12 protein-coding genes are annotated in these 14,660 nt (G+C 29.9%); 6 read left to right on the top strand and 6 right to left on the bottom strand.

Annotation, left to right across the window (positions count from 1 at the left end; all coding sequences use genetic code 11):
* Positions 1 to 2: 2 nt before the first annotated feature.
* Positions 3 to 908, bottom strand: a complete 906-nt coding sequence (locus FHS04_RS09130) for a histone deacetylase family protein (protein WP_106677253.1) — start codon at positions 906 to 908, stop codon at positions 3 to 5.
* On the bottom strand, positions 909 to 3,032 hold the full coding sequence (locus FHS04_RS09125; RefSeq protein ID WP_106677255.1) for a Tex family protein: 2,124 nt from the start codon (positions 3,030 to 3,032) through the stop codon (positions 909 to 911).
* Positions 3,033 to 3,153: 121 nt separating this feature from the next.
* Here FHS04_RS09125 and FHS04_RS09120 point away from each other — a divergent pair, with 121 nt between their 5' ends.
* From FHS04_RS09120 to FHS04_RS09100, 5 genes are read left to right on the top strand one after another with little or no spacing between them, the layout of a single operon-like run.
* A complete protein-coding gene (locus tag FHS04_RS09120) occupies positions 3,154 to 3,591 on the top strand; it encodes a hypothetical protein (RefSeq protein WP_106677257.1) in 438 nt (145 codons plus the stop codon).
* 6 nt (positions 3,592 to 3,597) lie between these two features.
* Positions 3,598 to 5,850, top strand: coding sequence for an MORN repeat-containing protein (locus FHS04_RS09115; protein ID WP_106677259.1), 2,253 nt, complete (start codon positions 3,598 to 3,600; stop codon positions 5,848 to 5,850).
* 19 nt (positions 5,851 to 5,869) lie between these two features.
* Positions 5,870 to 6,880: a hypothetical protein gene (locus tag FHS04_RS09110; RefSeq protein ID WP_106677261.1), complete on the top strand. Its 1,011-nt coding sequence runs from the start codon at positions 5,870 to 5,872 to the stop codon at positions 6,878 to 6,880.
* A 3-nt stretch (positions 6,881 to 6,883) separates the two neighbouring features.
* The gene (locus FHS04_RS09105) at positions 6,884 to 7,897 is read left to right on the top strand and encodes a UbiA family prenyltransferase (RefSeq protein ID WP_106677263.1); all 1,014 of its coding nucleotides are present in this window, start codon (positions 6,884 to 6,886) and stop codon (positions 7,895 to 7,897) included.
* Positions 7,898 to 7,944: 47 nt separating this feature from the next.
* Entirely contained in the window at positions 7,945 to 8,568 is a 624-nt protein-coding gene (locus FHS04_RS09100) for a hypothetical protein (RefSeq protein WP_106677265.1), read from the top strand.
* Positions 8,569 to 8,620: 52 nt separating this feature from the next.
* Here FHS04_RS09100 and FHS04_RS09095 read toward each other — a convergent pair whose 3' ends face one another.
* The 4 genes from FHS04_RS09095 to metG all read right to left on the bottom strand — a co-directional run bounded on the left by FHS04_RS09095 (position 8,621) and on the right by metG (position 13,569).
* Positions 8,621 to 9,322, bottom strand: a complete 702-nt coding sequence (locus tag FHS04_RS09095) for an OmpA family protein (protein ID WP_027879580.1) — start codon at positions 9,320 to 9,322, stop codon at positions 8,621 to 8,623.
* A gap of 12 nt (positions 9,323 to 9,334) precedes the next feature.
* Positions 9,335 to 9,805 carry a lipocalin family protein gene (locus FHS04_RS09090; protein WP_027879579.1) on the bottom strand — a complete coding sequence of 157 codons (471 nt, stop codon included), beginning with the start codon at positions 9,803 to 9,805 and terminating at the stop codon, positions 9,335 to 9,337.
* Between the two features lie 287 nt (positions 9,806 to 10,092).
* Positions 10,093 to 11,421, bottom strand: a complete 1,329-nt coding sequence (locus FHS04_RS09085) for a hypothetical protein (protein WP_146131291.1) — start codon at positions 11,419 to 11,421, stop codon at positions 10,093 to 10,095.
* A gap of 90 nt (positions 11,422 to 11,511) precedes the next feature.
* Positions 11,512 to 13,569, bottom strand: coding sequence for a methionine--tRNA ligase (gene metG, locus FHS04_RS09080; RefSeq protein ID WP_106677269.1), 2,058 nt, complete (start codon positions 13,567 to 13,569; stop codon positions 11,512 to 11,514).
* Positions 13,570 to 13,641: 72 nt separating this feature from the next.
* On the opposite strand from metG, the gene FHS04_RS09075 reads away from it, so the two are divergent.
* Positions 13,642 to 14,658 carry a S66 peptidase family protein gene (locus tag FHS04_RS09075; RefSeq protein WP_106677271.1) on the top strand — a complete coding sequence of 339 codons (1,017 nt, stop codon included), beginning with the start codon at positions 13,642 to 13,644 and terminating at the stop codon, positions 14,656 to 14,658.
* The last annotated feature ends 2 nt before the right edge of the window (positions 14,659 to 14,660 follow it).

Here is a 14,660-nt window from a genome sequence, read left to right as displayed (position 1 = left end):
TCTTAAAAGAAGATATCTTGAGCTAATCTATAAGTGTTAGCATGTGCGCCAACAATTACTTTAATATCAGGACTATAACCGCCACCCATACTGCACATTACCGGAATGTTTTGAGATTTACAAATTTCTAAAACAAATTGGTCGCGCTGTTTACAGCCTTCTATAGTTAAGCTAAGTTTGCCTAGTTTGTCTGTAGCTATAACATCAACACCAGATAAATAATAAATAAAATCGGGTTGTTCTTTTTCTATTAATTGCGGAAGCATTTTTTTTAATATAGATAAATACTCACTATCTCCAACATTATTATCTAATTCAATATCTAAATCGCTTTGTTCTTTTTTAAAGGGATAGTTGTTTTTTCCATGCATAGAAAAGGTAAAAACAGCGGAGTCATTATTAAAAATTTCTGCAGTACCATTACCTTGGTGTACATCTAAATCTACAATTAAAACTTTTTTAACTAAACCATTATTTAAAAGAAATCTGGCGCCTATTGCTTGGTCATTAAGCATGCAAAATGCTTCACCACGGTTAGTATACGCATGATGTGTGCCACCAGCAATATTCATTGCAATACCATATTTTAAGGCATATTCACTAGCTTTTATAGTGCCATCTGCAATAATAATTTCGCGTTCAATTAATAATTCACTTAAAGGAAACCCTATTTTTCTTGCAGCGCGTTGGTCTAGTGTTATATTTAATAAATCATAAAAATAGTTAGCATCATGGACTGCTAAAATAGGATTTTCATTTAGCATTTTTACAGGCTCAAAAAAATTATCCTCTATACAAGTCCCTTCGTGTAATAATTGTTTTGGTAATAACTCATATTTTAACATAGGAAATCGATGTCCTTCAGGTAAAGGATGACTGTAAATAGGATGATAAGCTATTTTTAACATCTATTTATGTAATTTAAGTTGAATACGCTTTCGCGGAAGATCAACACTCAACACCTTAACAATAATCTGTTGATGTAAATGCACGTGCTCATTCACATCTTTTACAAAACTGTCTGATAAGTTAGAGACGTGTATTAAACCACTTTCTTTAATACCAACATCTACAAAGCAACCAAACGCAGTAATATTATTTACAATACCAGGTAATAATTGTCCTTCGCGTAAATCTTCAATCGTTTTAATGTTTTGATTAAAAGTGAAAACTTTTGCCTGCTCACGTATATCTAAACCTGGTTTTTCAAGTTCTTTAACAATGTCTTCTAAAGTTAAAAGACCAACTTCTTCTGTAATATATTTTTTTAAATTAATCTTTTTTAAAGTAGAGGTATTACCTATCAATTCTTTTACCGAAACGCCTTTGTCCTTAGCCATTTTAGTAACAATAGCATAGCTTTCTGGATGTACTGCAGAATCATCTAACGGATTATCTCCATCTTTAATTCTTAAAAAACCAGCGCTTTGTTCAAATGCTTTATCGCCTAATCTTGGTACATTTTTAATGTCTTTTCTACTAGAAAAAGCACCTTTTTCGCTTCTATAGTTTACTATGTTTTCTGCTAATTTTGGACCAATACCAGACACGTAACTTAATAAACTTTTACTTGCAGTATTTATATTTACACCAACTGCATTTACACAATTTTCTACCACAACATCTAATTGCTTTTGCAATTTATTTTGGTCTACATCGTGTTGGTATTGGCCAACACCAATAGATTTGGCATCTATCTTAACTAGCTCGGCTAAAGGATCTTGAAGACGTCGACCAATTGAAACTGAACCACGAACAGTTACATCATAATTTGGAAACTCTTCTCGCGCAATTTTTGATGCTGAATAGATACTAGCGCCAGCTTCGCTAACCACAAAAACTTGCACATCGGTTTTAAATCTAATTTTTCTTACTAAAGCTTCGGTTTCTCTAGATGCTGTTCCGTTACCTATTGCTATAGCTTCTATTTGGTAAGCTTCAGTTAACGTACTCAACTTTTTTAAGGCACCGATTTGGTCGTTTTTTGGCGCATGCGGATAAATAGTTTCGTTGTGTTTTAAATCTCCTTTTTCGTCTAAACAAACTACTTTACAACCTGTTCTAAAACCAGGATCTATAGCCAAAACACGTTTTTCGCCTAAAGGCGATCCTAACAGTAATTGTTTTAAGTTTTTGGCAAAGATGTTTATCGCTTCATCATCTGCTTTTTCTTTGGCATTTTGTAATGCTTCGTTACTTAACGATGGAAATAATAATCGTTTGTAAGCATCGGTTATTGCTATTTCTATTTGATCGGCGCATGCGTTGTCAGATTTTATGATTTTTCGGTCTATTCGTTCTAAAGCGCGGTCATTATCAATTTCAATTTTTACACGAATAAAGCCTTCTTTTTCGGCTCTAAGAATAGCTAATAATCTGTGCGATGGTATGCGATTTAGGCTTTCTTCCCAATCAAAATAATCTTTAAATTTTTGAGCTTCTTCATCTTCTTTTTTTGTTTTTACCACTTTAGTGGAAATCATAGCATAACGCTCTAATTGTTGTCTTAAACTAGTCCTAATATCGGTACGTTCGTTAATCCATTCGGCAATAATATGTCTTGCGCCTTCTAAAGCGTCTTCGGTAGATGTTACTTCACCTTTTATGTACTTAACTGCGATGTTTTCTATATCATTAGCATTTTGACTCATTATGATTTTTGCTAATGGTTCTAATCCGTTTTTTCTTGCAGTTTCGGCTTTAGTTTTTCGGCTTTTCTTGTAGGGTAAATATAAATCTTCAAGTGTTGTACTGTCTTGGCAAGCTTCAATTTTCGTTTTTAATTCGTCTGTTAAAACATCTTGTTCTTCTAATGCTTTTAAGATGGTTGCCTTACGTTTTTCAAGCGTTTCAAATTCTTCTTTATATTTAACAATTGCACCAATTTCAACTTCATCTAAATTGCCAGTTGCTTCTTTACGGTATCTAGAAATAAAAGGAACTGTACAATCTTGATTTAAAAGAGTAACAGTGTTTTTTATAGAGGTTTCTGATAGGTTAGTTTTGGATTGAATGTAGTTTAATAGAAGCATGATTTCTTTAAAAAATGAAAGGCAAATATAAATGTTATGATTAGCAAAAATACGTCATATATCGTATAGTTTTAAGTCTTCTTTAAACCTAGTTTTGTTTTAAACCATAATTATATTTAAAATGAAACATTTACTATTAATCTTAACCTGCTTTATTTCTTTTCAAACAATTTCTCAAACCAAGCTATTAAAAGATGTGTCAAGTACTAAGCAAATGTCTGTAGAAGTAACGACACTTTTTAAGCAAAATAAAATAAATGAAGCATTTCAAATTCTTACGCCATATTGGCCAATACCGCAAAATGAGATTGAAACTTTAAAAGAAAAAATTATAAAGTATACCAATATAATTAGTAATCGTTTTGGAGCGCCTTTTAATTATTTAAAGGTGAAAGATGAAACTATTAGTGATATAGCAAAACGCGAAACATATTTAATCCAATATGAAAATACAGCAGTACGTTTAATATTTACCTATTACAAAAGTAAAAACGGTTGGATTGTAAATGCCTTTAAATGGGACGATAATTTTACCGAAGAATTTGTAACTACTAAATAATTTAAGATGAAACATATATTAGTAAGTTTAATTTTACTATTTGTAGTAAAAGCAAATTCACAAACCATAGATTGGCAAAATGCACCACTTAATCCAGCTGCAGAATATTATACACTTAATCATTACAATTTAAATGGCGAAGTAAAAAAATCTTATTCTCTAGATTTTGTAGAAAGAACTCTAAATCTAGATTTTAATGAAAACGGATTTTTAACCAAAAAGCTAACTTCTGGACCAAGTAAATCTTTTAGAAGAAAATACGAATATTCTTATTCTGGTTTTGGGATAATAAAGTCTTTAAAAGAAACAGCAATAAATAGTAAAGGTGAAGTTACATATACTTCTATATCCGATTTTATTTATAATAAAGATGGTTTAATCTATAAAGAAGTAAATAGAGAAAACAACTATACAACAGAATTTAATTACGATAATTATAAACGATTAGTGTCTATTAAAACTATTAATCCAGATGGTAGTCAAAATGATTTGATAACATTTAAATACAATCAAAAAGGTCAATTAACAGAAGAAAGAAAAGAATCTAAATATGGTAAGTATTTAATAACATTAAGTTATGAAATTAATGGTGATAAATTAAAAATTAATGCTAGCTCTTATAAAGATGGAGAGCTAATTAAAAAAGGAATTTACTCTCCTGGTGTTTTAAATCGTTACAAATCTTTTTCTTTTTTTAACAATCCACAAGCATTTGAATTTACAAAAGACGGTCACGAAGCGTATAAAAAAAATGCTATAGATATGAGTTTTGACCAGTATGGTAATTTTAGAAGAAAATATTCTAAAATATTTGAAAAGGTTTTGGATGAGACAGAAATAACGTATTACAACGGTATAGAAAGTAAAATTCAAGAACATAAAAATAACTCTAATGTAGTTACAAATTGTATGTCTGGAGACTGTAATAATGGATACGGAGAATATAAATTAGATGATATGACTATTACAGGATATTTTGAAAATGGTCAAGCTAACGGTTATGCAAATCAAATTTTTAGTAATGGCGATAATTATATTGGCAATTTTAATGACGGAAAAAGAGAAGGCTATGGTGTTTATACTTGGAAAGCCTCCAATACTATTTATTACGGAGAATGGAAAAACGATAAAATAGCAGGTTACGGTTATCTAACTAAGGATAATATTACATCAGAAGCAGGTATCTATCAAGATGGGAAATTAGTAACAAACTTAGGTCAAGATTATCTTAATAAAAAGGTGGGTAATTCATGTCAAGGTAACTGTGTAGACGGTTATGGGGCTATCATATACAATAATCAAGATTCTTATATAGGCTTTTTTAAAAATGGAAAACCATACAAAGTAGGAACAAGAAAATGGAAAGCAAATAATAGACTTTATGTGGGGCAATTTAATATAAATGGAGAGCCAACAGGAAATGGTCATGTATCAACCTTAGATTATATTTATTTTGGAAGTTTTATTAATGGCGAAGTTACAGGTAAAGCCATTAAAGTAAATAAAAAGACTAAAAAATTAGAAGTCATAAACATTAAAAAAACAACTCCTTCTTTAAATACAACAACTAATGTTAACACTAATAGTAATGTAGGTTGTGTATCTGGTAATTGTAATAACGGTTATGGAGAATATAAAGGTCAAACCTATACAATTAAAGGAGTTTTTAAAAACGGTAAAGCTAATGGTTATGGTCTGCAAACTTATGAAGGATCAGGGTTTTATGAAGGAAACTTTGTTAATGGATCAAGAGAAGGTTATGGACTATACAAATGGTACGAAACAGGAAGTACATACTTTGGTCAGTGGAAAAATGGTAAACAAAACGGTTACGGTTATTATTCAAAAAATGGAAAAATAACAGAAGTTGGTTTTTATCAAGAAGGAAAAAGAACAAGAAATTTATTATCACAGAACTATCTTGATAACAGAAAGATTAATAATTGTATAGGAAATTGCAAAGATGGTTTTGGGACCTATTTTTTTACTAACGGAGACACATATCGTGGATTTTTCTCTAACGGGAAAAAACATTATTTCGGAAGTTATTTCTGGAAAAATGGGACTTCTTATTTTGGAGAGTATTATTACGATAAAGCAAATGGAATAGGTGATGAGTCATATAAGTCATCAGGAACAAGGTATTTTGGTAGGTTTACTAATGGTCAAAGAGATGGTTTTGGTGTGTTTTTTAATAAATCAAGGACAGTAGATAGTTATGGTATTTGGTCTAATGGTACCTTAATAACAAGGTATTAATTGCTGAAAATAATTAATAATGAACAAAATAAATAAAATACTATTTACTGCAGTTTTATTAGGTTTCCAATCTCTTAGCTTTGCTCAATCACTTCCTGATATAAGTAACATAGATTATGGTTTTACACAAAAGGTTACAAAAGTAAAGGCTATTAGCTACAATCTAAATAAAGAGCCAATTAAGACAACTGTATATCATTTTAACAAAAATGGCTTTATAAAAGAACACCATATTGAAAATTTAAAAAACAAATCTTGGCAAAAAACAAAAAGCTATTACAAAAATGACAGACTTTATAAACGTGTTTTTAAGTACAGTAACACTAAGAAAAATAAAAAACATTCTTATACTTATAATGCTAGCGGACAACTAATTAAAGAAACTATAACTCATAAAAATGGAGAAAGTAATAATATTGTTTACGATTATAAAAACAATAAGTTGCACCAAATTAAATCAGATATAAACAACTCTAAAACCACTTATTTTTATTCTATAAAAGGAAATCTTTACAAAGCCATTAAAACTCAAAAAGGTCAAAATGAAATAGAGCAAAATATCAACTATCTCTATCTTGAAGGAAAAGAAATTACATCATACGTATCGCTAAACTCAAATGTTTTAGTAACAACATATCTAAACGATTTTACATTGCAGTTTGACTTAAATGAAAATGAATTTGCTATCAATAAATTACAAAAAGGTATTAAGCGTTTTAACGAAGAAGCACCAAAGGATAACTTGCCTTTTAGCTTAAGAAGTTATTCTAACCAAACAGCACAATTTTACTCAAAAAACAAGGATAAATTAAAACATTCTAAAATTGTCTTTTTTGATTATGTAACAGATGACCAAAAGAATAAAATAACTTATGCTAAGGCAGATGTTAATGTACAAACAGAAACCATTGCCAGTATCCAATTTTATAAAACCAGTTTAACTAACGGCACCGTTGTTGGCGAAACTAAATTTAATGATAAAGTGCTTGAAAAATTTAAGGATATTCACCAAAGTCTAAATCAATTATAATACATGGCAACTCAAAATTTTTATGAAATCAAACCGCTATCATTACAAGATAGAAAAAAGCTTAAGCGACAATATGTATATATTATAGTATTTGGTGCTTTTGTAGGTGCAATTTTTTTCTTCATTTATAATTTTGTGTTGTCAACAGGTCAAATGGGAAATATTCCTGTTTTTGTTTTTACAGCTTTTGCCCTAATTTTTGCACTATTTATATCTTATTTTTTTTGGAGTACTTATACTGATTTAAAAAAAGGTATAAAACATTGCTATACTGGCATTGTCACCGATAAGAGAATAAATAAACACACGTCTTCTTCTGCACGACATAATAGAGGTGGATCTCATAGAAATGGGTCTTCACGTAAAAATACGCAAACACATTATTACATTACAATAGAAGACAAACAACACAGTGTTAATTATAAACAGTTTTCTCAGGTTAAAATAAATGATAAAGTTTACCTAGAAGTTAGTCCTAAAAAAAAGGAAGTTTTAGCCTTTAATGTTTTAGAAAAAAATACTGAAACAACAGAGTCGTATAATTCAACAATAAGAAAGCAAAATTGTGATAATATAGAAAAATCTCTTCCTATGAGAGAAAATGATATTGAATTAGTCAAAAAAATATTTTTCAAAAAAACACGAAAAAACCTAATATATCTAATACCAATTACAGTCTTGCTTTTTGTACTATGGAAAGGTATTTTTATATTTCTAATACCATTGATTATAGCATTTGTTTACTACTCTTTTAAATTCTTTATTCAAATTAATCAATATGCAAAATTTAAACGAAATGGTTATTTAAAATCACTAAATAAGGTTAAGGTAATAGATAAGTTAAAGACAACTTCTAACACAAAATCTACAGCTTTTCAAATAAAAACTAGTAACGGTGTTATTAATGTGTCAGAACATATTTATAATAAAGTACAAGCACATCAAAATTTACTTTTACACAAAGCTACTTTTGTTAACATATTGTACGACGTTAGTATAGATGAATTAAACAGTTAAAAAATCTTTCATAATATTTTCAATAAACCAGATAAATATAAAATCATATGAATAGCTTTTCTTCTATTTTAGAAAAACCATTAAAATATTATTCCCAATGGGATTTTTTAGTGTTTACATTACTTACAGCGCTATCAATTTGGAGCGGACAAACAACCGTATTTTATGTGATTTTATTTTTCTGGTGGAACGAGCTTATTAGAATAATTATAGATAGGATTTTTTTCAAAAGAAATAAAAATGCTGTGCTTGCCAGCAATAAAACAACATCCATATTTGGTTCTATTATACAAATGGGAGTTTATTTTATTTTTATTGTTGTCTTTTTCGGGTTTATGGCAAATTGGAATAATGAAGTACTTATTTTTACTAACATGAAAGTACTATTCTTTAGAAACTGGTTTTTTAATATTAACCTATTATTTGTGACTATAGAACGTGTATTACTACACATAAAACAAACACCAGTTAAAGTTAGTTTTGGTGCTTTTACACCTAATATGTTAGTGCTTCATGTATCTATTATTTTAGGAGTTATTCTTATGCTTTTTATAGTACGTAACTTTCCAGAAACGTTTACACCAACAAATTTATTTGGATCTGTACTTATTATTTTCCCTTTTTTAATGATAAGAGCACTTGCTTTATACCTTAGAATACGATATAAATAAAAAAGAGGTGTAATTTAAAATTCACACCTCTTTTTCAATATTCAAATAATTATTAATTAGACTCGTTTTGTGCGTCTTGTATCATTTTTTCATTTGGTAAAATAGCAATATTTACACGTCTATTTTTAGCACGTCCTTCGGCAGTACTGTTATCATACATTGGTTGTGTTTCTCCAAACCAATTTGTTGTTAATCTTGTACTGCTAATACCATTGCTAGTTAAGTAATTAGTTACTGCATACGCACGGTTTTTAGAAAGTGTCATGTTATAATCGTCAGATCCAGAACTATCTGTATGACCTACGACTAATAAATTAGTATCTGGGTATTCTTTAAATACACCTATTAATTTGTTTAATGTAGCTTGTGAAGCAGCGTTAATGTTATACTTTTCAGTATCAAAATAGACACCACTATTTTCATCAAACGTAACAACAATACCATCGTCCACACGTTCTACTTCTGCGCCTGGTATTTCTTGCTCAATTTCTTGAGCTTGCTTATCCATTTTCTTTCCTATAAGTACTCCAGCAGTACCACCAACTACACCGCCAATTACGGCTCCTAATTCTCCGTTTCCGCCTTTTCCTACGTTATTACCAATAATAGCACCTAAAACAGCGCCACTTGTTGCACCAATAACAGCACCTTTTTGTTTATTATTAGCATTTTTTACTGCATTACAATTGGTTAGTCCAATGCACATTAGTAGTGTTAGACTGAATATTGAAATCTTGTTAATTGTCTTTTTCATGGTTTTTTAGTTTTAAATTTTGGTAAAGTTCATTGTAATTACAAATGGTTGTCCGTCTAAACTAACGGTTTGTTTCCATTGCATGTTGGTGTCTGATAACTGAGATAGATTAACACGGTAACCTTGATTAGTTTCAGACTTATTTTTTTCGTTGGTTGGCTTTAATAAAAAGTCGTATAATCCCATTTCTGGACTTACTTCTTGTATGGTAAATACAAAGTTTCTTTCGCCAGACATACATCCTGCCGAGTTAATTGTATAAATTCCTGTGTTGTTGTTAGGAATAAATTGCCAAGTACTACCTTCAAAACAAGATTTTGAAGCATCGTCAAAAAGTGTAACGTTAAAAGTACCTGTTTGGTTGTAGGTAATCGAGTTTAAAACCCAATCGCCTTTAATGACTTTTTTAGAATCTCTCACTGTTTTTGGTGTTCCACATGAGATAATACTTAAAGTCACTAATAATAAAATTAGTCGTTTCATAGTAATGGTTTTTGGTTTGTAACTATTATAAGTTACGAAAATCATCACTTTTTAGACGACTAATTAAGACAAGTTTATCATATCTTTCGCTTTGTGGTTTTTATTGTAAAGAACAGTTTGTCAGCATGTTAACTGTTGTTTTAAGGTGTTTTGTTTTAACAGTTTTTAACTTTAACAACTATAAAAATTAAATTTTAAATCATTAATAAACTTCAATTTTTATTAGAACACTAATACGTGACTTTATTTAAATAAAAGTTATTATTAAAAACTAGAAAACTAATTATTTAAAACTTTAATAGGTGATAAGAACTTTCTTTTTGGTTAAAATAGCCAAAGAATAAGTCGTTTTTATGAAAAAAAACATCTTCACCACTAGAGTATTTTAATGTCGATTTATAGTCTTTTATTTTATTAAAAGGTGTTGATTCAAAACTACCTTTTACATGATTAAAATTAGAATCTAAAATTGAATTAAAATAAGTAGACTTTGTAGTTGTATAAGAATTAAATGAAAGATAAGTAGTGTTATAACCTGTAAAATTTTCATTTACAGTATTTACTGATCCCATATTTGGTTGGGTAATAACTTGAAAACCTCCTAAAGTTAGATAGTAATTACCATCATTTTTTGTAACATTGATTCCGATATTACCATTATTTATTTTTCTAAGATATTTTCGGGTTTCTTCTAACTCTCTAGTAGTAACAAATGGTAAAGCTGTTTGACCTTCTTGTATTATTGGAGAATTTTTAAAATGTATTTTTTTATCTCTAAAAATATTGAATTCTTTAATGACTTTTGAATCAAAATCTGAGATCACAAACTTTAAAGTTTCTTTAGATGAAGCTATTTGATAGATGTTATTCTCAAAAATAAACGAGTTATAGTTTTTAAATTCGTGACTTTTAGATTTTGGATAAGGATAGATTTTGTAATCTAAATTTAGTTGCTCTAAATCTATTTTATATAAATGTGTTGCCAATTCGTTGACATCAAAAGTTAAGTATATGGATTTATCATTTTGATACATTTTGTTTTTGGCAGAAGTTTGTTCAATCGAGTTAAAAACTCTTTGTTCAATTTTGGTTATGTTTGTTTTTTCTTTACCAGAAAACATAAAAAGACCATACTGAAATTTTGTGCTAATTAAGTTAGTTTCGTCTTTAATTTCTTCTAATTCAAAAGATTTTACTAAATCAAATCCTTCATTATTATATACTCTAAGATTAAGTATAGAATCACTATTAGCAGATAAAATATATAATTTGTTTTTATAGTTGATAGCGTCTAAAAATAGGTCATTATCTAAATTAAGATCAACCTCGATAGATTCTCCTGAAAAATTATTAAAATCTAATTTTAAAATTGAGAATTTATTTCTAGAATCATTAGTGTAAAGTACGTGGTAGTTGTTTTGTTTGATACTAAAGCCTAAAACTTTGTTGTATTTAGATTTTATGTTTTTTGTTTTAATAAATTGTGTAGAATTAACTTTAAAGTTAGAATCACTTAAGTAAGCATAGATATCTTTGTTTTCAACTAAAATTATAGCTAAATCATTAGTTATAGAATTAGAAATAGTGTAAGAATTTTTTCTAACTCGTTTTGACATTTCAAGATTTTTAAAAGTCAAAACTTCAGTTTGACTCCATAAAGAAATGCTACAACAAAAAAGTAAAAAACAAAACATGTACCTCATAACCTAACTAATCTGCAACCCATTTTTGACCGTTGTATCAGGATTTACAAATACTAAATCACCTTCGGCATTTTCGGTCATTAAAATCATACCTTCACTTTCTACACCACGTAAAGCTCTTGGTGCTAGGTTAACTAAAACCGTTACTTGTTTACCAACAACTTCTTCTGCAGTAAAACTCTCGGCAATACCAGAAACAATAGTGCGTACATCTATGCCAGTATCTACTTTTAAAACTAGTAATTTTTTGGCTTTAGGCATTTTTTCGGCTTCAATTATAGTTCCAACACGTAAATCTAATTTTGTAAAATCATCAAAAGTAATCGTGTATTTTTGTGGCTCTACTTTTTTGTTAGCAGCTTCGTTTGCTTTTTTACTAGCCTCTAATTTATCTAATTGAATTTGAATGTCTTTGTCTTCAATTTTATTAAAAAGTAATTCGCTTTGACCAATTTGGTGATTAGCTGGTAATAACACGTCTTTTGTTGAAATGTCACTCCAAGACATCTCGACTGCGCTCGATGTGACATTCAAAATTTGTTTCAATTTAGTTGAAGTAAATGGTAAAAACGGTTCTGATAATGTAGCTAAAGCACTTGCAATTTGTAAAGCAACATACATAATGGTTTGTGTGCGTGCTTCGTCTGTTTTTACTAATTTCCAAGGTTCTTCATCTGCAAGATATTTGTTACCAAGTCGTGCTAAATTCATAAGTTCTTGACTTGCTTCTCTAAAACGATAACGTTCTAAAGAGCTTTCAATAACCGCAGGATAGGCTTTTACAGCAGCTAACGTCTCTTCATCTATAGCTGTAAATGTTGAAGGCATTGGCACAATACCATTATAATATTTGTTAGTTAAAACAACAACACGATTAATAAAGTTACCAAAAATAGCAACAAGTTCGTTGTTGTTTCTGGCTTGAAAATCTTTCCATGTAAAATCGTTATCCTTGGTTTCTGGTGCGTTAGCAGTTAAAGCATAACGCAATACATCTTGTTTACCAGGAAAATCTTTTAGGTATTCTGGTAACCAAACTGCCCAATTTTTTGAGGTTGATAATTTGTTGCCTTCTAAATTTAAAAATTCGTTAGCAGGTACATTGTCCGGTAAAATGTAGCTACCTTCTGCTTTTAACATAGACGGGAAAATAATACAGTGAAACACGATATTATCTTTACCAATAAAGTGAACTAATTTAGTGTCTTGGTCTTTCCAATATGGTTCCCAATCTTTTCCTTCGCGTTCTGCCCATTCTTTAGTAGAAGAGATGTAACCAATTGGCGCATCAAACCAAACGTAAAGTACTTTTCCTTCGCCACCTTCTACAGGAACAGGAATTCCCCAATCTAAATCACGAGTTACTGCACGCGGACGTAAACCATCGTCTATCCAAGATTTTACTTGTCCGTACACGTTTGGTTTCCAGTCTTTTTTATGACCTTTTAAAATCCACTCGCGTAAAAAGTTTTCGTGTTTATTTAATGGTAAAAACCAGTGTTTTGTTTCTTTTAAGGTAGGTGTATTGCCTGTTATTGCAGATTTTGGATTGATTAAATCTGTTGCGTTGTGAGATGTACCACACTTTTCGCATTGGTCACCATAACTCTCTTCGTTACCACATTTTGGACAAGTTCCAATCACAAAACGATCGGCTAAAAATTGTTTAGCCTCTTCGTCGTATAATTGCTCTGTAACTTCTTCTACAAATTCGTTTTTATCGTATAAGGTTTTGAAAAACTCTGAAGCGGTATCATGATGAATTTTTGCCGATGTACGTGAGTAATTATCAAAGCTAATACCAAATTCTTCAAAAGAATCTTTAATAATTTTATGATATCTGTCTACAATTTCTTGTGGTGTAACGCCTTCATTTTTTGCTTTTATAGTAATTGGTACACCATGCTCGTCACTTCCGCAGATAAAAGCAACATCGTTACCGGTTAGACGCTTATAACGTGCATAAATATCTGCTGGAACATAAACACCAGCTAAATGCCCAATATGAATAGGACCGTTAGTATAAGGTAAAGCAGCAGTAATTGTATATCTTTTTGACATCTTAAAATCTTTTTGAAGCCGTAAAAATACACATTTTAACAGCGATTTAGAAAAAAAATGTACATTTACAATATGTCAAAAAACAGATTTATAATTATTACTTTATTGGTGTTTCTTTTTACAGGAACTAACGCCATGATATCCCAAAATACAAACTTTAAAAAACTAACAGAAAATTTGATACAACCACCATATTTAAAAGCTGGTGATACCGTTGCAATTGTAGCGCCATCAGGAATTTTAAAACACAGAAATGAAGAAATTGAACGCGCAAAACGTTTATTAAAACAATGGAATCTTAATGTTGTTGTTGGTAAACATGTGTTTAATCAAGCCAATCATTTTGCGGGTACAGATCAAGAACGTTGTGAAGATTTTCAAAATGCTTTAGATAATCCAAATATTAAAGCTATTTGGTGCGCACGTGGCGGATACGGTACGGTTAGAATTTTGGATAAATTAGATTATACTAAATTTTTAGAACAGCCTAAATGGATTATTGGATATAGCGATATTACAGCACTACATAACCAAATACATAATTTAGGTGTACAAAGTCTACATGCGATGATGTGTGTAAGTTTACCTAAGGATGAAAGTGAAATAGAACAAACTATAGCGACATTTAAAAAAGCCATTTTTGGTGAAACTTTAAGTTATACTTTACAAGGTTCAAATTATAATCAAGTAGGTGAAGTTACAGCACCAATTGTTGGTGGTAACTTGACGATACTTCATACTATGTTAGGTAGTAAAACTAGTATTGATACTTCTGGAAAAATATTATTTATTGAAGAAATTGGCGAGTACAAATACCATATAGATCGTATGTTACAAAGTCTAAAACGTGCTGGTTATTTTGATTACTGTAAAGGTGTGATTGTTGGAGATATGAGTAAGCTAAGAAAAAATACGACCCTTTGGGGAACATCTATAGAACAACTAATTTTAGATGCACTTGCCGATTATGATTTCCCGATTGCATTTAATATGCCAGCAGGACACGAAGATGATAATAGAGCTTTAATTTTAGGTAGAAAAGCTACTTTAAAAGTTGAAAAAACAAAATCTACACTTGTATTTGAATAGTA

It is taken from the genome of Mesoflavibacter zeaxanthinifaciens subsp. sabulilitoris (genome assembly GCF_014191595.1).
Taxonomy (GTDB): domain Bacteria; phylum Bacteroidota; class Bacteroidia; order Flavobacteriales; family Flavobacteriaceae; genus Mesoflavibacter; species Mesoflavibacter zeaxanthinifaciens.
Note: the sequence above shows the minus strand (reverse complement) of the source record. Positions and strands in the feature narration are given on the sequence as shown.

What these genes read in the sequence shown, in the direction of transcription:
- FHS04_RS09130 (WP_106677253.1), bottom strand. Translation starts at nt 908, where the DNA reads ATGTTAAAAATAGCTTATCATCCTATTTACAGTCATCCTTTACCTGAA.
- FHS04_RS09125 (WP_106677255.1), bottom strand. Translation starts at nt 3,032, where the DNA reads ATGCTTCTATTAAACTACATTCAATCCAAAACTAACCTATCAGAAACC.
- FHS04_RS09120 (WP_106677257.1), top strand. Translation starts at nt 3,154, where the DNA reads ATGAAACATTTACTATTAATCTTAACCTGCTTTATTTCTTTTCAAACA.
- FHS04_RS09115 (WP_106677259.1), top strand. Translation starts at nt 3,598, where the DNA reads ATGAAACATATATTAGTAAGTTTAATTTTACTATTTGTAGTAAAAGCA.
- FHS04_RS09110 (WP_106677261.1), top strand. Translation starts at nt 5,870, where the DNA reads ATGAACAAAATAAATAAAATACTATTTACTGCAGTTTTATTAGGTTTC.
- FHS04_RS09105 (WP_106677263.1), top strand. Translation starts at nt 6,884, where the DNA reads ATGGCAACTCAAAATTTTTATGAAATCAAACCGCTATCATTACAAGAT.
- FHS04_RS09100 (WP_106677265.1), top strand. Translation starts at nt 7,945, where the DNA reads ATGAATAGCTTTTCTTCTATTTTAGAAAAACCATTAAAATATTATTCC.
- FHS04_RS09095 (WP_027879580.1), bottom strand. Translation starts at nt 9,322, where the DNA reads ATGAAAAAGACAATTAACAAGATTTCAATATTCAGTCTAACACTACTA.
- FHS04_RS09090 (WP_027879579.1), bottom strand. Translation starts at nt 9,805, where the DNA reads ATGAAACGACTAATTTTATTATTAGTGACTTTAAGTATTATCTCATGT.
- FHS04_RS09085 (WP_146131291.1), bottom strand. Translation starts at nt 11,421, where the DNA reads ATGTCAAAACGAGTTAGAAAAAATTCTTACACTATTTCTAATTCTATA.
- metG (WP_106677269.1), bottom strand. Translation starts at nt 13,569, where the DNA reads ATGTCAAAAAGATATACAATTACTGCTGCTTTACCTTATACTAACGGT.
- FHS04_RS09075 (WP_106677271.1), top strand. Translation starts at nt 13,642, where the DNA reads ATGTCAAAAAACAGATTTATAATTATTACTTTATTGGTGTTTCTTTTT.